The following is a 20,549-nucleotide window of genomic DNA, read 5'->3' on the forward strand; positions in this document are numbered from 1 at the left end:
CGCCTTGATTATTTGGCTCTCTGTAAACTTTGATTTCTTCATAACAGCTTAAAGTTAGTGAATTTTTAAACTGTCTTATTTTTACGCAAGTCTACAGGTTGTTCCTTAACTTTTTGAGCAGGTGCCCGGTTTGCAGTGCCGGGCCTTCATAGTTGACATGGTAAATAAGGCTATCTCCGTTCAGGCATAAAAGTGTGATGTCGCCAGGGAACAGTTCGTTGGGGAGCCATTCCCCATTAAGCTCTAGTTCATCAGATTGCTCAAACAGGATTAGGGCATCTTGATTATCATGGAGTTCAAAGTCCAGCAATTTTGTCATGCTGCTGTTGATGCCCCCAAAGCTATGACTGGTTTTTGCCAGCTTTGTGTCATGGTCTACAATGGCATAATAGAAGGTCTGCGTATTATACCCGGCTCGTATGGGATCAATTAGGGCTCCACCAATCTACAGCTGAAAGTTGTTGGCGCTGGAGTTAAAAAACTTCCCTGCTATATGGTAATCCCCATCATCGTCAACTTTTAAATGGACATCTCCATGGGTGGCGAGTGTATCCAGCCCATAAAAAAAGTCATCTATTAGTTCCAGATTCTCATTGAATGTCAATACAAATGCTGCGCTCCCGGGGATACTTCTGACAAATTCGTCTTTAACAAAGAGGCTATCCGTACGGCTGACCGAACCATACATGTAGACTAAATCATTTTTAGTAATCATTCCAACATTAGAACCGGTAGCCGCCACGTTCCAGTTGCCCCAGCCCTCTTCAAACCCTTTAATGTATAAATTAGTATATCCCTGGATTTCATTGTCATCGTCCAACTGCAGCACATAGTAATAATTGCCCCGGCTATCGAGGAAAATACGCCCACCGGGGGCAATCAGCTCCCCATTGGCGGTCAACGGCAGGTGTCCGTATTCAAGCCCAAGGTAACTATACTGTGCTGATGCTTCGTAGGCTGCGTGGTCAATGGAAAGGTAATTCAAAGGCAGCTCTAAATCTATAGGCATCACAGTTATATTGCTGATTTGCTGGCCAGCTGCGCTCCCAGGCGCCACAGTCATAAAGCATGCCAGGATCAAATAACAGGTGATGCGGTTCTTGTTTTTTCGGAAACTCATATTTATACGTCATTTACAGGTCTCAGAGCTGCCAGAGGAGCCCCCTAATAATTGCTTAAAGGTAGCGAGGATTCGTCAGGCTGCTAGATTGCCTCAGAAATAAATAGTAAAGAATGAGTCAGTTCAGTGTTATACGCAATACGAAGTGGTTTGCGACATCGGCCACTGACGAAGCATAGCTTGTCAGGACAGGCGCAAGCCACTTCCCAGCGTAAATGCTGACCCTACTGCCTTTAAGGTGGTCAAAGCCCAAAGGCGGCGAAACACGGGCAAGCATTGAGTAGGTTTGCTGTGGCAAACCACTTAATCGTCAGTATAATTCCGATCAGATTAGGGATGAATAGGCTGGTTTGTATCTTCCTTCTTGAGCATTTTCAGTTGCTTTTACCGATAGCGTAGTGGAAAAGTTGATGTCTATACCTAATAATAGTTATTCCCTATACCTAATTCACAAACAGCTATATCAAAATTATCAAACCCACTAGTGTTGTTTTGCCAAACAAAATCCTGCCAAGACCAATCAAACCCGGCAACATTCCAGGATTTTAGCGGATTTCAAAACCAGCAACAGCTGACCCAAACCACCAATACCTAAAAAGGTGTAATATTCTCTAAACCTTATTTGTACTTTTTTGTATAAATTCCTGACATTTGCATTAGAATTAGTCTAAATAACACTGGAAAAACCGCATAGATTATGAGCGATTCCATGCAGACGCTGGAGCAGCATACCAAAAGCGACTATAAATATGGCTTCACCAGCAACATCGAAACGGACAAGCTGCCCAAGGGGCTAAGCGAAGATGTGGTCCGTGCGATCTCCGCCAAAAAGAATGAGCCGGAGTGGTTGACTGAGTGGCGCCTCAAGGCTTACCGCCAATTCCTCGAAATGACCGAGCCTAAGTGGCCAAATGTGGACTACCCGCCGGTGGACCTTCAGGATATCATCTACTACGCTGCGCCCAAGAAGAAGAAAAAGCTCGACAGCCTTGATGAGGTAGACCCGGAGCTGCTGGATACCTTCAATAAGCTGGGTATCCCGCTCGACGAGCAAAAGATGCTGGCGGGGGTTGCAGTGGATGCTGTGATTGACTCGGTTTCGGTAAAGACCACCTACAAGGAGAAGCTGGCGGAGCTGGGCATTATTTTCTGCTCCTTCAGCGAAGCCGTACAGGAACACCCCGAACTGATAAAAAAATACATCGGTTCTGTAGTGCCGGCTAACGACAACTACTTCGCCGCACTGAACTCTGCCGTATTTAGCGATGGCTCTTTCGTGTACCTGCCTAAAGGCGTGAAGTGCCCCATGGAGCTGAGCACTTATTTCCGTATCAACGAGCGGGACACCGGACAGTTTGAGCGCACCCTGATCGTTGCCGAAGAAGGCAGTCAGGTAAGCTACCTGGAAGGCTGTACGGCTCCAATGCGCGATGAGAATCAGTTGCACGCAGCGGTGGTAGAACTTGTAGCGATGGATGATGCCACCATCAAGTATTCCACGGTACAAAACTGGTACCCTGGCGACAAAGACGGCAAGGGCGGTATCTATAACTTTGTTACCAAGCGGGGCCTTTGCAAAGGCGTCAATTCCAAGATTACCTGGACACAGGTGGAGACCGGTTCTGCCGTGACTTGGAAATACCCAAGCTGCGTCCTGCTGGGCGACAACTCTGTAGGTGAATTCTACTCTGTCGCGGTTACCAATAACCGTCAGCAGGCCGACACGGGTACGAAAATGACCCACCTGGGCAAGAACACCCGCAGTACCATCATCTCCAAAGGTATTTCTGCAGGCTATAGCCACAACTCCTACCGCGGACTGGTAAAAATTGGCAAGAAGGCTGAAAATGCCCATAACTTCTCCGTTTGTGACTCCCTGCTCATGGGCGACAAGTGTGGCGCGCACACCTTCCCCTACCTGGAAGTGCAAAACAACACCGCCAAAGTAGAACACGAGGCCACGACTTCCAAGATTGGCGAAGATCAGCTGTTCTACCTCATGCAGCGCGGGCTGAGCGAGGAAAATGCAGTGAATACTATCGTCAACGGCTTTGCCAAGGAAGTCTTCAACGAGCTCCCAATGGAATTCGCAGTGGAAGCACAGAAGCTCCTCGCTATCAGCCTGGAAGGCAGCGTTGGCTAACCTTAAACATTAACCCGGGAAGGGGCTTCCCTTCCTTACCCAAATTGATCACGACAAAAATACCAAACCATAATGTTGACTGTAAAAGACTTGAAAGTTGCGGTTGAAGATAAAACCATTCTGAACGGCATCAATCTGGAAGTAAAGCCGGGCGAAGTGCATGCCATCATGGGCCCTAATGGCTCTGGTAAGAGTACATTCGCCAATGTCATCGCGGGCCGTGAGGACTATGAAGTGGAAAGCGGCAGCGTAATCTATAAAGGCGAAGACCTCCTCGAGATGGAAGTGGACGAGCGCGCCTTGGCAGGTATCTTCATGGCTTTTCAGTACCCGGTCGAAATTCCGGGCGTGAGCACCTCTAACTTCCTCAAAAGCATCGTCAATGCCAACCGCGAGGCACGCGGACTGGAGGAGCTGAATGCCATGCAGATGCTGAAGTACATCCGCGAGAAAATCGAGCTGGTGGGCATGGACGAGAAGTTCCTGCGCCGCTCCCTCAACGAAGGCTTCTCCGGTGGTGAAAAGAAGCGTAGTGAGATGCTGCAAATGGCACTGCTCGAGCCTTCACTGGCGATCCTGGACGAGACCGACTCCGGACTGGATATTGATGCGCTTCGCATCGTTTCAGAGGCCGTGAATAAGCTCCGTACGCAGGACCGTTCCTTCATTATCGTTACCCACTATCAGCGCCTGCTCAACTACATTGAGCCTGACTTTGTGCACGTGCTGTACAATGGACGCATCGTGAAGTCTGGCGACAAGTCGCTCGCTCTGGAGCTGGAAGATAAGGGCTATGATTGGATCAAGGAAGAGGTGGACGCAGTAGCGGTATAACGACCCTGCCTGCAACCAAAGTCATTCATTTACGAACCTAAGCTGCCGGCTTATTCAACCCCACAGTTTGACTAAGCCGCACTTCAAATAATAGCTTACGATATGTCAACAACCGTAGCTCAGGACAGATACGCAGCCGAAAAACAGAAATTTCAGGAGCTGTTTGAGCAAACTGAAGCCGCGAATCAGCAGCCGGCTCATCCGCTGGACGAGTACCGTCAACGGGCCATGGCGCTGGCGGGTGCACTGGACTTCCCTACCCGCCGCTGGGAAGAGTATAAGTACACGAGCGTCAACCGCATCCTTCAACCGGATTATGCCATTGGGCAGGTGCAGGGTGTAGACGCAGCTGATATCAAAACATACCTGCCGGAAGGCATGGACGCTCACTTGATTGTTTTTGTGAACGGCCAGCTCAGCGAGGCTTTGTCACATTTTGCCGAATTGCCAGCAGGAATGCACGTAATGCTTCTCCGGGATGCGATGGACAGCGACCGCTTCGGCAGCGTTGCCCGCGAACAGATGGATGGCATTCTGAAGGATCAGGACGATATCTTCGTGGCCCTCAACGCAGCATTCTCGCAACATAGCTTATTCTTGTACAGCGAAAAGAATGTCGCTTGCGAAAAGCCTATCTACATCCTTCACCTGTCTACCAATGCCGAAACGCCCATCCTCAACAGCCACATGAATATCGCGCTGGCGGAGACGGGCAGTGAATTTGCCTACATCGAAGGCCAATTTGAGAAGCCGGGTGCTACCAGCACTTACTTTAACAACATCTACAACCGCGTTACCGTAGGCGCCAATGCTCACATCCACCACTACTGCCTGCAGCAGGAAGGAGCCGAGGGCTTTGTGATCAACCGGGTTGATGCCGAGCAGGACCGCGACAGCCAATTCTCCAACTACACCGTAGATCTCGGTGGCCGCATCGTGCGCAACAACCTGAACACCGTGCACAAAGGGTCTAACCTGACCACCAACTACTACGGCGTTTACTTTGGCAAGGAGCAACAGCACATTGACAATCACACCTTCATTGATCACGCCGTACCGCACTGTCAAAGCAACGAGCTTTACAAAGGCATCGTGACCGACAGCGCCCGTGGCGTATTCAACGGCAAAGTAATGGTACGCAAAGATGCACAAAAGACCAATGCCTTCCAGCAAAGCAGCAGCTTGGTTTTATCCAACAAAGCCGAAATGGACAGCAAGCCACAGCTCGAAATCTTTGCTGATGACGTAAAGTGCAGCCACGGTGCAACCATCGGCCAGCTCGACGAGTCCTCCGTTTTCTACCTGCGCAGCCGCGGCCTCAACGATCATCAGGCACGGGCGATGCTGCAGCACGCCTTCATCGCAGAGGTGCTGGAGTACTTTAAGCACGAGCAAGTCCGCGATTTTGCAGAAATGCTGATCAACAAGAAATTCGAACAGTAGACCAACATGGAAGTTACCGCTCAACAAGCGTTTGATATTGAAAAAATCCGCAAGGATTTCCCACTGCTGGAACAGGAGATGAATGGCAAGCCCATCATCTTCCTGGACAGTGCAGCCTCAAGCCAAAAGCCGGCACAGGTCATCGACCGGCTCAATGATTACTACCGTACCGGGCATGCTAACGTGCACCGGGGGGTGTATCAGCTGAGCCAGGAAGCGACTGCGGCGTTTGAAGAGGCCCGGGAGCTTGTGCGCCAATTCATCAATGCCCCTTCCGAAAAGGAAGTCATCTTTGTCCGGGGCTGCACAGAAGGGATCAACCTTGTTGCCTCTTCCTACGGGCGGAAATTCATAAATCAGGGTGATGCGGTACTGATTACAACCATGGAGCACCATTCCAATATTGTGCCCTGGCAGATGATTTGTGAGGAGCGCGGAGCAGAACTTCGGGTGGCACCGGTTAATGATGCGGGCGAAATTGACCTGGATGCCCTTTACGAGCTGCTGGATGAGCGGGTGAAAATCGTTTCTCTGGTGCACGTGTCTAATGCTTTGGGCACGGTCAACCCCGTGAAAGCCATTATCGACCGGGCGCACAAGCTGAACATCCCGGTGCTGGTGGACGGCGCACAAGCCATTCCCCACACCCAGGTGGACGTTCAGGCGCTTGATGCTGATTTTTACACCTTCTCCGGTCACAAGATGTTTGGCCCAACGGGTATCGGAGTGCTATATGGCAAGGAAGAATGGCTGGAGCAAATGCCGCCCTACCATGGCGGAGGAGAGATGATCAAAACGGTGACTTTCGAAAAGACCACCTACAACGAATTGCCGCATAAGTTCGAAGCCGGCACGCCGGATATTTCCGGGGTCATCGGCTTGGGGGAAGCTGTGAAGTACATGCAAAGTGTGGGCTATGAAAATATCAGCCGGCACGAGCACGAACTGCTGGTCTACGCTACAGAGCAGTTGGAACAAATAGAAGGTCTGCGCATCATTGGTACAGCAAGGGAAAAAGCCAGCGTGGTCTCCTTCATCGTGGACGGGGTACACCCTTACGATCTGGGTGCCATACTGGACAAACTCGGCATTGCAGTACGCACCGGTCACCACTGTACCCAGCCCCTCATGGCCCGGTATGAAATCCCCGGTACGGTGCGGGCTTCCTTCGCCTTCTACAACAACAAAGCGGATATTGATGCGCTGGTGGCGGGAATTAACAGGGCGGTTTTGATGTTAAAGTAAAAAATATCGACCAATGACATTAACGATTCCTGACATCATGCTGGAACGCATGAATATCAAAGAAGAAGATCTCAAAGTTGAACTCGCAGTACTGCTTTACGATAAAGGATCGCTTTCTTTTGGGCAAGCTAAAGTTCTTGCCGGATTAGATCATTTAGGTTTCCAAAAAGCATTGAAAGACAGAGGGGTATCTTTGAACTATGATATAGATGAATTTCACAAGGATCTAAAAACGCTAGGCATTAATCCTAAACCCTCTTCTTGAGATGATTGTAGTTAGTGATACCTCTGCAATTACCAACTTGATCCAAATAGATCATCTTTGGTTGCTAAGAGAAGTGTATCAAAATATTATCATTCCTCAGGCAGTGTACGATGAGTTGGTTTCAGACACAAAAAACAAATTGATAATTGAATCACTTAGCTGGATTAAAATAAAAGAAGTCAAAGAAAACGACATCACTAGAAACCTCAAAGAGGTTCTAGACCCCGGAGAATCTGAGGCAATTACACTTGCTCTTGAACTAGACGCCGATTTTATCATTATTGATGAAAAAAAGGGGCGAAAAATCGCGGAAGATTATGGCTTACGCAAAATTGGTCTTGTTGGTATTTTAGTTGAATCAAAACGAAAAGGGCTTATTAAAGAGGTTCGAAACTTATTAGAACAACTTATTGAAAAGGCTAACTTTTTTGTAAGCGAAAAGCTATATAAGGATGTCCTCTTCCAGTTAAATGAATTATAAATGAACCCAATCAACAGCATACAAGACGAAATCATCGAGGAGTTTGCCTTCTTCGGCGACTGGATGGAGAAGTACGAGTATATCATCGATTTGGGCAAATCTCTGCCTCTGATCGATGAGCAGTACAAAGATGAAGACCACCTGATCAAGGGTTGTCAGAGTCAGGTTTGGCTGCATGCAGATGAAGCAGAAGGAACAGTAAGTTTTACAGCCGATAGTGACGCTGTCATCACCAAAGGAATCATCGCTTTGCTGGTTCGGGTCCTGTCTGGCCAAAAAGCTGATGAGATTGCACAGGCAGACCTCTATTTTATCGACAAAATTGGATTGAAGGAGCACCTGTCCCCCACCCGCTCCAACGGGCTGGTCAGTATGGTCAAGCAAATGAAAATGTATGGCCTGGCCATCAACGCGAAAAGCCAGTGACAACGCCTCCTCTTTTGTGTACGCAACGTCAAAGAAGATCAATCATGGACAAAGCAGCATTAGAAGCCAAAATCGTAGAAGCCACCAAAACCGTATATGATCCGGAAATCCCGGTAGACATTTACGAGCTGGGGCTGATTTACAATATTGACATCAATGATAAAGGCGTCGTCAATCTGCGCATGACGCTTACTACGCCGATGTGCCCGGTAGCAGATTCTTTGCCAATGGAAGTGCAGCAAAAAGTAGCTATGGTAGAGGGCGTCAATGATGTGGAACTTGAAGTTGTCTATGACCCACCCTGGAGCAAGGACATGATGAGCGAAGAAGCGCGGTTTGCACTGGACATGTTTTAATCCGATTGTACGAAACAAACATTATTCACCACTGATCCTAATCGCAAAAGGCCATGAAAATTTCCGCCCAAGATGAATATGGACTGCGCATCCTCATCCGCATCGCGGAAGCCAATGAACAGGAAGGGCTGAGCATTCCACAAATCAGCGAACTGGAGGGGATGTCAGACAGCTATGTTGGCAAACTAACTCGTACGCTGCGGCTGGCGGGCTTCATTGAAAGCACCCGTGGCCAGAAAGGAGGCTATGTACTGGCGCAAGCTCCGGAAGACATCAACGTCGGGGAAGTCTTGCGCGCACTCGGCGGAGCACTTTTTGACGAAGGCTTTTGCAATAAGCACTCTGCAGGCTTTCGGATTTGCACGAATTCGGTAGACTGTTCCGTGCGGTCTTTATGGCGGGTGGTGCAACAGTCGCTCGATCATGTACTAGGGCAAATCAGCCTGAAGGACCTGCTTGCTTCTGAAACCGAGACCAACTCTGCCCTGGAGCAAATTCTGTTGCAAATACAACCAGCTACTGCTTAAAAGGCCAGCTTCCAATTCGCGCTCAAAACCTTATCTTTGGCAGTGAGAAAACACACTGCCCATGCAAAACCGGTTATTCCTCTTCCTCTTTTCAGCAATTTTGCCTTGCTTGATCATTGCTCAGCCTGCCTACATCATTGATGCCGATACCGGCAATGAAATGGATGACTTGTACGCCATTGCCAGAGCCCTTGCTCCGGATGGGCTGAAAGTGCTGTCCCTCCAATCGGCTCATTTCAATAACCCACAATTGCTTACGGACCCTAACTGGAACAGTTACTCCACCAAAAATATCAATACACTGGAAATCAGCCAGCAACTCAATGAGGAACTGACAAGGGCTTGTCAGCGCTGGCATATCCCAAAGATGAGAGGCTGTAACCGCATGCTGGGCTACGCCTGGGGCTACTACGAAGGCGCCCCTATTCCCCGAAGCCCCGCCACACAATTCATCACCGACCACGCCAGAAAAGCTACCCCTGATGCCAAGCTCAATGTGGTCTGTCTGGGCGCATCCACCAATGTAGCAGCCGCGATTGCCCGGGCACCGGAAATTGCGCCTAATCTAAGGGTCTACTTACTTGGTGCACAGTATGATCCTGAAAGCAAAGCTTGGGATAAAAACGAGTTCAATATCCGAAATGACTTGAATGCCTTTGATTTGCTACTCAACAATGAAGAGGTGGAACTCTGGGTGATGCCCGCCAACACGGCACGCTCCCTCATCTTCGACCGGTCGGAGACTTTTCGCCAATTGAGCACTTGCAACACGCCTCTTTGTCAACACCTCCGCAACCGTTGGCAGCAGGTGCAGGCAGGTCAAAACTGGATTATGTGGGACCTGGCTTTGGTACAGGCGCTGCTTACCCCCGAACTGGCAACCCACAAAAGCGTAAGAACGCCACCGGAAAATACCAAAAGGAAAATCCAAGTCTATACTGAGATTAACGCACCGGCAATGGAAGCGGAATTCTGGCAATCGCTCATTGGCTGGCAAGCGCCGTAATTATCCGGTAGGGGATTTTAGTCCTTTGGCTACTGACCTGCAAAGCGGTAGCGGTCTTCAATATACTTAATGATTTCGCTGCTTTTCTTGATTTTGATGTTTGCTGATCCCGTCCGGATATAGAAGACTTCCTGCTCGTTGCCTTTCTTGTCTACATCGCGGTAAAACACAGGCGATTTGGCAGGTGGCGTGTCGATCCGGAAAATCATATGGTCATCAATTTTCTCAATATCGAAAGACAACTGCGTGGCGAAAAAAGAGCCCAGGTTGCGCTGTACCGCACTTGTGATGCTGCGCTTGAAATTGTCAATATCTGAAGTAGTGGCATCCAATCCAATGATTTTGCCTTCGTCGTCTACGCCGCAAAAAACAGTGCCTCCGTTCAGGTTCATGAAGGCCGAGAGGGTCTGAATGATTTTGTCGCGGTGGTATTTGTCAATAGACTCCTTAAATTCAACCATATCACTTTCGCCCTTATCGATGATGCGTTTGCTGTTGGCGGATTCATCAGCAACAAGATAGGTGATAATCTTTTGAGTCAGTGCCCAGGAAAGCTTAAGCTTAAGTTGTTCGGGGATTTTATTGTCATCAAATACTTTGGACTTGTCAAAAACGATAAGTTTGGACGGCTCCGTTGCCCGGATGGTGCCGAGGCGGGAGGTTTTGTTGAAGATGGCAATTTCACCAAACAGCTGCCCTTTGGTGTAAGATTTGGGCTCCTTGCGGGACAAATAGAGGATCAGCCGCCCGTAGTGGACAATGTAAAAAGACTCTCCCTTCTGTTCAATAGAAAAAACCTCATGCCCTGCTTCATAGTCCACCAGCTTGGCAACGCCGGCTAGTTGTTTGATTTCCGCATCCTCTAGGTTGACCAGCTCTTTGCAATCGCGCAGGGTTTTAAAAATGTCTTCGTTCATTGGTTGGCATCGTTTTATTCAGTCCTGTAAATGCGGTATAATGGCTCGGCCAAATACCTGCGCAATAAAGCTAAGGAAAAAAATGAAACTAGCCTGAAGAAAACCGGCCACCATAAGGGGCTCAGTATACCAGGTTCCGGGTTTGATAAGCAACATACCCAATAAAGCCAAGAAGCCCCAGAATAATGAGGTATTCGTCAAATGGGTTATCCACCTGAAGCAATACGGGCTCGGAAGCGTGAAGTGAAAGGCCGTTGGACTCATTCACAAGGCGATACTCGTAAGCTTCTCCAGGTTTGACGCGAACATCCCAAAAGCTAAACTCACGTTGCCCCACTGCAGCAGTAACCCGGCCTACTTTCTCCCAGTTACCATTTCCAAAGGCACGCTCAACGATAAAAGAAACCTCATTTGCTGGCTTGTCTACCACCCAGGACAGTAAAACGGATACATGGTGCGCCTTGGCAACAAAGCTGCTCAGTTGTAAAGAGCGTTCGATCCCCATTGCTGACCGGGTGAGCTGAGAGCCGGAAGTTGCAAGGGTGCGCTCGTTAACGAATTTAGCATCTTTGACTTCTGCCTCCTTTGGCGTGCTGGCTGCACACACATTCGTTCGGAAAAATGGAACAGAAAAAGCAAACAAACATAGGTAGAACAAGTTTTTCATGTTGGGTATTGGGTAAATAGTTATTTCCAAAAGGGTACAATAGTCCATTTGTGCTTCCCGGAACCAAACGGTACTTCAGAAGCATAAATTGGATAAGAGCCTCAACAATTGCTGAGCCTCTCGAGATTGTCAGTTCTAGTGTTTGCTTTAAATCTATTTTGGCAGGACGACCCAAATATAAAGATTATTCCGTGAAACCACAATGATATGCGCCAATTTAAAAAAGCCCTCCAAAGCAGGCTGATTGAAGAAGATTTTGAAGGCGTTATCAAATCTTTGATTACGCTTTCTGACCAAATGGGCAATAACCTGCTGATGAATGAGGCTATGCTTTACTACCGGCGCTGGCAGGAACTTCAAAGACTGTCAGAACCCAACACCCCTGATGCCGAGCGCCTTAAACTCCAGCTCAGGCAAGGGTTGTGGCAAATAACGGAGCAACTGCCTGCTTAGTGTAGGTTTGATTAGGCATTTAATTCCGGAACGGATGCAGGATGGATTTGTTCTACAGCGTTCAAGAAGTGGGGCCCGACTATGGAGTGCGGGAATCACCAAACCTTAAAATCACCATCAAAATCCGAAATTAATAAAAAGAATGCCTTATCTTTGCCCCCGATTTCGAGTAGCGGAAGCTTAGAATGAACGCACAAGACGGGTTTGTGCTCAAACTGCGGGCCTGACAGCCTGCTCAGGACGGTGATGCTCCGCCCAATACTGCAAAGCTCAAATGCTACTCATCATTGCTGCTGCGGAGTGCAGCTTAACATTTGATCATGAGTACTTTTGAGTCACTGGGCCTGTCCCAGTCTATCACAGAAGCTGTGTCTGCTATCGGCTTCGAATCCCCAACCGCCATTCAGGAACAAGCCATTCCCCGCCTCCTTTCCGGCGAAGAAGATTTCGTGGGCCTGGCCCAAACGGGTACCGGCAAAACGGCGGCTTTTGGCCTGCCGCTGCTGCACCGAACCGACGTGGCATTGCCATTCGTACAATCTCTGGTGCTGGCCCCTACCCGGGAGCTTTGCCTGCAAATCTGCAGAGAACTGGAGTCTTTCTCAAAAAACCAGCCCAAGCTGAAAATCCTCCCGGTATACGGAGGAGCTGACATTCGCCGGCAGATAAAAGCGCTTGAACAAGGCGTGCAGGTCCTGGTAGCCACTCCTGGCCGTTTGCGTGACCTCATGCGCCGGGGCAAAGTTGATTATACCCACCTGCAGCAAGTCGTGCTGGATGAAGCCGATGAAATGCTCAATATGGGCTTCAAAGAGGAAATTGATGAGATACTGGAAGCCGTCCCGGAACAACGCCGTACCTGGCTTTTTTCGGCTACCATGCCACCGGATGTCCGCCGAATCTCTCAGGACTATATGGATAACCCCTTTGAGCTGTCGGTAGGCACACAGAACTCCGGCAACGTAGACATTAGCCACCAATACGTAGTTTTACGCCCCGCAGAACGCTACGAGGCACTACGCCGGTTCCTGGATATGGAGCCGGACCTCTTCGGGCTCGTCTTTTGCCGCACACGCCGGGAAACCGCAGAAGTGGCAGAACAACTGACCCGGGATGGCTACAAAGCAGATGCCATCCACGGTGACCTTAATCAGGCACAGCGCGACCGGGTCATGCAGGGCTTCCGCGACCGCCGGCTGCGAATCCTGGTGGCCACGGACGTTGCCGCAAGGGGCATTGATGTCGACAACATCACCCATGTTTTCCATTTCAACATCCCGGACGACCTCAACTTCTATACCCACCGCTCCGGCCGTACCGGGCGGGCTGGCAATAAAGGGATTAGCCTCGTCCTCGCCCATCCTAAGGACCGGCACCTGCTCCGGAAACTGGAGAAAGTCTCCAAAATCACATTTGAAGCGGTGGAAATCCCCTCCGGCCCAGCTATATTCGAACAGCGGTTGATGCGCTTTTTTGATAAAATCAGTGAAGCATCACCAAACCCGGAACTGATGGACTATCTACCGGAGATTGCTGCTAAGTTCGAAGGCTTGTCCCGGGAAGAACTGCTGCTCCGGGTTGCCTCTGCCACTATGCCTAAAAAGATGCAGGCTTACGCCAAAAGCAAGCCGATCGGGCAAAAACCACGGGCAGATAAAGCCTTCCTGAAGCCCAATGAGTCGCGCCGGGTATTCGTCAATATCGGTCAAATGGATATCAATGGCAAAGGGGAACTCCTCGCCTACCTGTGCGAAAAAGGGGGCATCAACGGTGCTGACGTCGGAAAAATCGACCTGCAGAAAAAGCATGCCTTCGTACAGGTTGAAGTACAGGCTGCTGCCTCACTGATAAACAAACTCGATGGCCAAACCTACGATGGCCGCACACTGCGGGTAAACGATGGCGGGCCACAGCCGGGGCAGTCCAATAAGAAACGCCGGTCTTTCCCCAAGCGCAAAAAAGGCAAAAAGAAGTTTGCAAAGTAAGCCTGCAAGGCTCCGATTTTAACGGGTTTTCTGCTATATTGGATCCCGGGGCACAGCAATTGCCGTGCCCTGCTATTTCTTTGATCACAACAAACAGAAAACCCACATTATGGCAGATTCAAAAGGCACCTTGCCCCGCGTAGCCTACTTTTGCATGGAGTACGGGCTGGACAACCGCTTCAAAGCCTATGCAGGTGGCCTGGGCATACTGGCTGGCGACTATATGAAAGGCGCGAAGCAGTACGACTACCCTATCGTCGGCATTGGCATTAAATGGAAACAGGGTTATACCGACCAATTCATTGGGGAGGATGGCAAGCCCTACGATTCTTACCGCAACTACAACTACGACGACTTTATGGAGGATACCGGCATTACGGTGAATGTCGAAATCCGTGGCCGAAATGTCGCCTGCAAAGTCTGGAAACTCGAGGCTTTCGGCAATGCCCCGCTCTACCTGCTCGATACGGATGTGCCGGGTAATGAAGATGGCTGGATTACCGGGCAGCTCTACGGCTGGTTTGGAGAAGAGCGGATCGCGCAGGAGCTTGTCCTCGGTGTAGGCGGTGTGAGGGCTCTCCGCTCCCTGGGCATTGAGGTAGATGTCTACCACTTTAATGAAGGTCATGCCCTGTTTGCCGGCTTTGAGCTGATGCGCGAAAAGATGGAAGACGGGATGACTTTCGAGGAAGCCTGGGCTGCAAGCAAAAACGAAATCGTATTCACCACCCACACGCCTGTAATTCAGGGCAATGAGTCCCACCCGGTCGACCGCCTGATGTACATGGGCGCCAACCTGGGCATGAAACCCAGCCAACTCCGCCGCCTGGCGGGCGACCCTTTCAATATGACTGTGGGAGCATTGCGCCTTTCCAAAAAATCGAATGCCGTAGCTCAATTGCACGGCGAGACGGCAAACCAAATGTGGAAGCACATCCACGACCGTTCCGATATCGTTGCCATTACCAATGGTATCCATCAGGGTACCTGGGTGGATCAGGCGATGCTTGATGCTGCTGAGGCTGGCAAAGACCTCTGGGAACCGCACCTGAAGAACAAGCGGGCACTCATTGACCTTGTCAAGCGCAAGAACGGTGTTACCCTCGACGAAGAAAAGCTGATCATCGGCTTCGCGCGCCGCTCCGTGCCTTACAAGCGCAGCGACCTGATCTTCTCCAAACCTGAAGTTATTGAGCCTTACCTGAAGGAAGGCAAGATTCAGCTCGTCTTTTCCGGTCGTGCCCACCCCCTGGACGATACCGGCAAAGCGATTGCAGCCAATCTCGTGCGCATGTCCAAACTCTATCCCAATGCGGTGGTCTTCCTGGAAAACTACGATATGGAAATTGGTGCCGCCATCACCCGCGGCTCCGATGTATGGCTCAACAACCCACGCCGCCCTAAGGAAGCAAGTGGAACTTCCGGCATGAAAGCCTCTATGAACGGGGTGCTCAACCTTAGCGTACTCGACGGCTGGTGGCCGGAAGCCTGCCAGGATGGCGTCAATGGCTGGCAGATCGGCAATGCCTTCGAAAGCGACAACGTGGAAGAACAGGATGACAACGACCGGGAGGCGCTCTACGACGTGCTGCTGAACAAAGTCGTGCCCACCTACTACGATGACCGCAAAAAATGGCTAAAAATGATGCACGCCAGCATTCAGAGCACCCGCGATGCCTTTGGAGTCAAGCGGATGCTGGAAGAGTACTACGATTTGCTGTACACCGCGTAGTGTAAAACAAGCAGCCTGGGAGAATATTTAAGCCTCTCCCAACCTGCAAAAATCAGTATTGAAGGGTAACCGACCGAAAAATTGGCCGGTTACCCTTACTTTTGGGCAAAACCGTGCTGTATGAAAAAAACGCCCTTTGCTGGACTGATACTACCCCTCCTTTTCCTGTCTTTTGCCGCGCTGAGCCAAAATGAAGGCAACATCTGGTATTTTGGCAACCAACAGGGTATTGACTTCTCTTCCGGTGACCCGGTCCTGATCACCAATGGTGCACTGCAAACATCGGAAGGTTGCGCCTCAGTTTGTGATACAGATGGCAACCTTTTGTACTATACCAACGGAGGCGGACGCACTACCCCAGGACAACCCTCGGGAAGCATCTGGAACGCCAGCCATAATGTGTTGTACGACATGGAAGGGCTCCGGGGCGGTGGCTTTGGTGCCGTTCAGTCTGCCCTCTTTGTCCCTAATCCGGGCAATGCCGATGAGCATTACCTCTTCACCATGGAAGAGCGGGAGTTTGCCAGCGACGGGCTGCCCGCTGGCCAGTTGCAGGGACGCGGGCTCACGCATTTTTTGCTCAACCGCACCCTGAATGGCGGGCTTGGGGGCACTGTATTTGAGGATGACCGGCTTCATGTCCCCAGTTTTGAATCCCTAAGCGGCACTCTGCACGGAAATGGTACCGACTTTTGGGTCATCATTGTGGATGACAATACCGGTGATTTTTTCAATTACCGCGTGACACCCACAGAAGTCTTAGGTCCAACGCTGGAAGAGCGGGACGTCATTGATTCCCTGGCTGGCCCGATTAAGATTTCTCCGACGCGCAACCGGCTGTTCGTTGGAGGCGTGCTCTATAATTTCAATGCCAATAATGGCAATATTTCCAATCCCCGGACCCTGCCCGGAGCCGTCAACTCCATTAGCTACTCCTTCTCCCCCAACGGCAATTACCTGTATGTGATGGAGCCTACCGTCAGTGGTTCCTTGTTGGTGCGTTATGAACCGCTCAATCCCGGTTTCCTGTCCTCGAGAACTATTCTTGGGCCAGGCCCAAATGAACGCCTTGGCGCCATGCAGCTTGCTCCGGACGGCCGCATTTACCTGGTCTCCTACGATGAAGATGCCCCTCAGGTCACCCACCTGCACGCTATAAATTGCCCCAATTCAGAACAAGCCAATCTGGAGGAGGAAGTCTTTAGTTTTCAGACCCCGGATCAGCCCTTCCTGGGCCTCCCCAACTTCATGGACTACATTTTTGACACCCAGGAAACCCTGATCGCTGACTTGGGCCCGGATACCACCTTTAGTTGTGATAATGGCCCCATTACCCTCCTCCCCCAGACCAATGGCGATGCCTTCCTGTGGTCGGACGGCTCTACTGATACCAGCCTGACGGTTACCGAACCCGGGATTTACAGCCTGACCGTTACGGCAGATTGTGGCATGGTGAGCGATACTATTGAAGTGGAGGAACTGACAGACACCGTCATTGTGAATATCAACGGCCCGAACACGCTCTGCACAGGCGATACCGCCACTTTCGCAGCAACGGCAAATATATCAGGTACTTTACTCTGGTCTACCGGAGACACCACGGCCACGATACAGGTGACTAATGGCGGGCTCTACACCATTTTATTTACCGACCTCTGTGGCCGGCAGGCAACGGATACCCTGATGCTAAATGTGCTGGACGTGCCGCCTATACTTCTTCAGGCACCCGACGCCCTTTGCCCCGATGAAACAGCCGGAGCAAGTGTGTTTTCAGAGGGTGCTACAGGTTATACCTGGTCAAATGGCAGTGTGGGCGACAGCGTAACGCTGACCGGTGGCGGCACCTACCACATCACCGTGACTAACGGGTGCGGGGAATTTGATACCGTCTTTTCCGTAGACAGCCTAACTTTTCCCACACTGGAGATACAAGGGGCTGCCCCGCTCTGCCCGGGCGGTTCCGTGCAGCTCGAAGCAGCAACGGAACCTCAAAATGACGTACAATGGTCCAACGGAAGCACAGCCGCCCTCACTACGTTTACCACCCCGGGCGTTTATACCGTGTTGGTCACTAACGTCTGCGGCACGGTCATGGATAGCATTGACCTACAGCCTATTGGATGCGAGAATTGCTTCTACGTCCCCAATGCCTTCTCTCCAAATGAAGATGGCATCAATGATGGTTTTCTGCCCATTGACCTGTGCCCTGTGCAAAACTACCGCCTGCAAATCTTCTCCCGATGGGGCGGGCTTGTGTTCGAAAGCGATCAGCTTGGGCAAAGCTGGGATGGTAAATCCGGCAATGAGCCGATGAATCCCGGTGCCTTTATCTGGCAGCTAACTTATGAACAGGCCGGGCAGCAACAGGTGCAGTCCGGTATGGTACATTTGATCCGATAGCGTTGATCTGTGCGGCGTGGAGTGACTTTACTGTAAGTGAACGTCCAAACAAATAACGGTTCTCGTAATTATATTATAGGAACTGCAAAAACTCCACAAACACATTTCTATGCAAAAGCCATCTTTACTATTCCTTCTCGTACTATGCCCATTTTTTCTGCTTGCCCAGTACAAAACAGTGAGCCTGGACTTTGAAAGCACCTACATTGGGGATAACAACCCACTTCCGGCGGAGACGAATATCCTCTTTACCGGGTCCATCCCTTCCTACATCGACCGGGTCGAGCTAAATATTAAGCCTCCCAGAGGCAAATCCACCGTGCTGCATTCCGCCGTATGGCAGCGCCCGCTGGACAATAAGGAAAAAACCTACAGCCTGCCTGTCAATTACAAGTTCCGCTCCTCCGCCAGTTATGATATTGAGGTCTTGTATTTTCAAACCCTGAGTAATGCGCAGCGGACAGCACTTGTACAGACTCTCAACAAACGGCTGCAACTGTTTTTGGAAACGCAGCTCACTCAGGAGTCCAAAACCATCGAATGGGAAAACAAACCTAAGCGCCTACTACAGGAGATGAACGACTTGCTGCAGGCCGATCTTCAAAACTACCGCACCGGTATTGCCGCTCCGGCTCAGGAGTTGTCCAACCTGGTAGCCCTGCAGATGGAAAAAATGGCGGATATGCGCATGCGGGACAGCGTAGGGCAGGTCCGCATGGCGGAAGAACGGGTACTGCTGCGGCAACTGCTGCAGGACGAGCTCGATCGCATGCTGCCCGCACCACTTTACAAAATTGCGGACGCCCGTTTGCTGGAAGACTGTCCGACCGAGTCTAAGAAGGGCGCCCTGGCTGTCAATGCCGGTTACGGAGGCGTTTACTTCAGTGGTGACCTGGGGGAAGACCTGGATTACGATACGGCGCCCTACGTGGGTTTGTCCTTCCCCTTAGGCAACAGTGCCTTCGCGCCCCGCTTTTTCAGCAATACGTACATTGGATTTGGCTTATTCCTGCAAGACTTTGAAAATGCAGACGAGCAAAAGCTCACTGGCCCTATCACCGGACTGCCCATTTACGCCAGCCTGGACTATAAGCTTTTCCAGTTTGTCTACCTGAATCTCGGAGCCACCTTATTGGAAGAAACCACCGCTGGCGACCGGCAGGAACTCTTTGTGCGCCCCTTCATCGGCCTGAGTGCAAAGGTGAATCTGTCGGTACAGTTTGAGCGATAAGCATTTAAGATGGCAGGTCATCCCCTGAAAGATGACCTGCCATTCAACCAAAAGATCAACCTCTTTCCACCGGACAAGTCATACAGTGCGAGCCGCCCCGGGCCCGGGAAAGCTCATTGGAAGGCAAGGCAATGATGGTATTTTTCACCTCCTCCGGCTTGAGCGAACCATCCTGAAACGCTTGCAACATACTCGTAGCGTGGATGATTTGATACCCGGCGCTGCGGAAAGCCTTCTCCGTGTAAGGATTGCGGTCGTAGGTGATTGCCACACCAGGCTTCAGGGCCACGAGGTTGCAGCCATCTGTCCACTGCTCCCGGTCCTGATAGGGCGATATGCCTTCCCCACTGAGGATGAATTCCATGTCCGGGTTAATCTCTGCGTGGAAAAACTCCTTAATGGAAGGATAATGACGGGTGGCACCGTTGGAGGAAAAGACTTCGACGTAAGACCCCAGCCCATCCAGCACGATTGGCTTGAAAGCCACGATGTGGTTGGTATTGATTTGTGTAAAAATGGTATCAATGTGCATGTAACTGCGGTCGGTTGGGATATTGATCTGCACGACATGCTTCACCACGCCTTTTTTGAAAAGGACTTCTTTGAGCGACTGAATGGCATGGGCGGTCGTCCGCTCACTGCAACCGATGAGCAGGTAGTCTTCGTTAATGATCATCACATCTCCGCCTTCGATGCTCACCATTTCCCGGCGGCGGGAAGGCGGGAATAGCTCTACGTTGTTCAGGTTGATGATACGCCCCTCTTTGCTCAGTGCATTGAAGATAGGGTGTGCCCAAAAGATATACCGGGTCAGGAAATTTTCGCGGAAGCGCGCTTCTTTAGCCGCTTTGGTGATGATGACATGGTCGTTGACCGTAACCGCGATGTCCCGGGTGAAGATGAAGTTTGGGATAGGATCAAAGAGAATCATATCCTCTTGCTGCAGGTAGCCCGTGATCAGCGTCTCCGTTAGCGCTTTGTTGTCCAGTTTCAGGAGCATATCCTCGTAGGAGCGTGGCAGTTCCTCATAATCGATGATTTTCTCGATCATCTCCTTTTTGTCGGCTTCCGAGGCAGCCTCCAGGGCTTCAAAGAGGAGGTCTTCTGTTTCGAGGACATTGTCTTCTCCTACAAAGTGCTTGAGAATTTCCGAAAACACATCGTGCTCTTCCTGCATCTGCGGCAGGTACACGATATCGTCAAACAGGAGCTCTTCGGCCCGCTTTGGGCTAATGCGGGCAATGCCCTCATCGGGGCGGTGAATGATGACGCGTTTGAGTGGCGCAATTTCTGAAGCCACGTTTACAGTTACAGCCAT

At 50.6% G+C, this 20,549-nt stretch carries 20 protein-coding genes; 15 read left to right on the forward strand and 5 right to left on the reverse strand.

Annotation, left to right across the window (positions count from 1 at the left end; genetic code table 11):
• Positions 1-91: 91 nt before the first annotated feature.
• Both MRY86_RS02930 and MRY86_RS02935 read right to left on the reverse strand, forming a co-directional pair.
• A complete protein-coding gene (locus tag MRY86_RS02930; RefSeq protein ID WP_293563391.1) occupies positions 92-319 on the reverse strand; it encodes a hypothetical protein in 228 nt (75 codons plus the stop codon).
• Between the two features lie 126 nt (positions 320-445).
• Positions 446-1,009 carry a hypothetical protein gene (locus MRY86_RS02935; protein ID WP_293563392.1) on the reverse strand — a complete coding sequence of 188 codons (564 nt, stop codon included), beginning with the start codon at positions 1,007-1,009 and terminating at the stop codon, positions 446-448.
• 808 nt (positions 1,010-1,817) lie between these two features.
• Here MRY86_RS02935 and sufB point away from each other — a divergent pair.
• The 10 genes from sufB (at position 1,818) to MRY86_RS02985 (ending at position 9,846) form a co-directional block, all read left to right on the forward strand.
• Positions 1,818-3,263, forward strand: a complete 1,446-nt coding sequence (gene sufB / locus MRY86_RS02940) for a Fe-S cluster assembly protein SufB (RefSeq protein WP_293563393.1) — start codon at positions 1,818-1,820, stop codon at positions 3,261-3,263.
• 72 nt (positions 3,264-3,335) lie between these two features.
• Positions 3,336-4,097, forward strand: coding sequence for a Fe-S cluster assembly ATPase SufC (gene sufC, locus MRY86_RS02945; protein ID WP_293570998.1), 762 nt, complete (start codon positions 3,336-3,338; stop codon positions 4,095-4,097).
• Positions 4,098-4,199: 102 nt separating this feature from the next.
• Complete coding sequence (gene sufD, locus MRY86_RS02950) at positions 4,200-5,540, forward strand: Fe-S cluster assembly protein SufD (protein WP_293571000.1); 1,341 nt, start codon at positions 4,200-4,202, stop codon at positions 5,538-5,540.
• A 6-nt stretch (positions 5,541-5,546) separates the two neighbouring features.
• Positions 5,547-6,785 (forward strand): cysteine desulfurase, encoded by a 1,239-nt coding sequence (locus MRY86_RS02955; RefSeq protein ID WP_293571002.1) that lies wholly within the window; start codon positions 5,547-5,549, stop codon positions 6,783-6,785.
• A 13-nt stretch (positions 6,786-6,798) separates the two neighbouring features.
• Positions 6,799-7,050 (forward strand): UPF0175 family protein, encoded by a 252-nt coding sequence (locus tag MRY86_RS02960; protein ID WP_293565707.1) that lies wholly within the window; start codon positions 6,799-6,801, stop codon positions 7,048-7,050.
• A gap of 1 nt (position 7,051) precedes the next feature.
• The gene (locus tag MRY86_RS02965; RefSeq protein WP_293565705.1) at positions 7,052-7,531 is read left to right on the forward strand and encodes a DUF3368 domain-containing protein; all 480 of its coding nucleotides are present in this window, start codon (positions 7,052-7,054) and stop codon (positions 7,529-7,531) included.
• Positions 7,532-7,957, forward strand: coding sequence for a SufE family protein (locus MRY86_RS02970; RefSeq protein WP_293565703.1), 426 nt, complete (start codon positions 7,532-7,534; stop codon positions 7,955-7,957). It abuts the gene before it with no gap.
• 44 nt (positions 7,958-8,001) lie between these two features.
• Complete coding sequence (locus MRY86_RS02975; protein WP_293565701.1) at positions 8,002-8,313, forward strand: SUF system Fe-S cluster assembly protein; 312 nt, start codon at positions 8,002-8,004, stop codon at positions 8,311-8,313.
• A 53-nt stretch (positions 8,314-8,366) separates the two neighbouring features.
• Complete coding sequence (locus MRY86_RS02980; RefSeq protein ID WP_293565700.1) at positions 8,367-8,840, forward strand: Rrf2 family transcriptional regulator; 474 nt, start codon at positions 8,367-8,369, stop codon at positions 8,838-8,840.
• Between the two features lie 61 nt (positions 8,841-8,901).
• Complete coding sequence (locus tag MRY86_RS02985; RefSeq protein ID WP_293565698.1) at positions 8,902-9,846, forward strand: nucleoside hydrolase; 945 nt, start codon at positions 8,902-8,904, stop codon at positions 9,844-9,846.
• Positions 9,847-9,875: 29 nt separating this feature from the next.
• On the opposite strand, the gene MRY86_RS02990 is transcribed toward MRY86_RS02985, so the two are convergent.
• Both MRY86_RS02990 and MRY86_RS02995 read right to left on the reverse strand, forming a co-directional pair.
• Positions 9,876-10,763 carry an RNA-binding domain-containing protein gene (locus MRY86_RS02990; protein WP_293565696.1) on the reverse strand — a complete coding sequence of 296 codons (888 nt, stop codon included), beginning with the start codon at positions 10,761-10,763 and terminating at the stop codon, positions 9,876-9,878.
• A gap of 121 nt (positions 10,764-10,884) precedes the next feature.
• Positions 10,885-11,430, reverse strand: coding sequence for a hypothetical protein (locus tag MRY86_RS02995; protein ID WP_293565694.1), 546 nt, complete (start codon positions 11,428-11,430; stop codon positions 10,885-10,887).
• 207 nt (positions 11,431-11,637) lie between these two features.
• Here MRY86_RS02995 and MRY86_RS03000 point away from each other — a divergent pair, with 207 nt between their 5' ends.
• The 5 genes from MRY86_RS03000 to MRY86_RS03020 all read left to right on the forward strand — a co-directional run bounded on the left by MRY86_RS03000 (position 11,638) and on the right by MRY86_RS03020 (position 19,231).
• Positions 11,638-11,883 (forward strand): hypothetical protein, encoded by a 246-nt coding sequence (locus tag MRY86_RS03000; RefSeq protein ID WP_293565692.1) that lies wholly within the window; start codon positions 11,638-11,640, stop codon positions 11,881-11,883.
• A gap of 320 nt (positions 11,884-12,203) precedes the next feature.
• Positions 12,204-13,868, forward strand: a complete 1,665-nt coding sequence (locus MRY86_RS03005; RefSeq protein WP_293565690.1) for a DEAD/DEAH box helicase — start codon at positions 12,204-12,206, stop codon at positions 13,866-13,868.
• Between the two features lie 109 nt (positions 13,869-13,977).
• The gene (gene glgP, locus MRY86_RS03010) at positions 13,978-15,600 is read left to right on the forward strand and encodes an alpha-glucan family phosphorylase (RefSeq protein WP_293565688.1); all 1,623 of its coding nucleotides are present in this window, start codon (positions 13,978-13,980) and stop codon (positions 15,598-15,600) included.
• A 120-nt stretch (positions 15,601-15,720) separates the two neighbouring features.
• Complete coding sequence (locus MRY86_RS03015) at positions 15,721-18,000, forward strand: gliding motility-associated C-terminal domain-containing protein (protein WP_293571004.1); 2,280 nt, start codon at positions 15,721-15,723, stop codon at positions 17,998-18,000.
• A gap of 109 nt (positions 18,001-18,109) precedes the next feature.
• Positions 18,110-19,231, forward strand: coding sequence for a hypothetical protein (locus MRY86_RS03020; RefSeq protein WP_293566638.1), 1,122 nt, complete (start codon positions 18,110-18,112; stop codon positions 19,229-19,231).
• A 55-nt stretch (positions 19,232-19,286) separates the two neighbouring features.
• On the opposite strand, the gene MRY86_RS03025 is transcribed toward MRY86_RS03020, so the two are convergent.
• The gene (locus MRY86_RS03025; protein WP_293566639.1) at positions 19,287-20,549 is read right to left on the reverse strand and encodes an arginine deiminase family protein; all 1,263 of its coding nucleotides are present in this window, start codon (positions 20,547-20,549) and stop codon (positions 19,287-19,289) included.

The sequence above is a fragment of the Phaeodactylibacter sp. genome (assembly GCF_022763345.1).
Lineage (GTDB): Bacteria > Bacteroidota > Bacteroidia > Chitinophagales > Saprospiraceae > Phaeodactylibacter.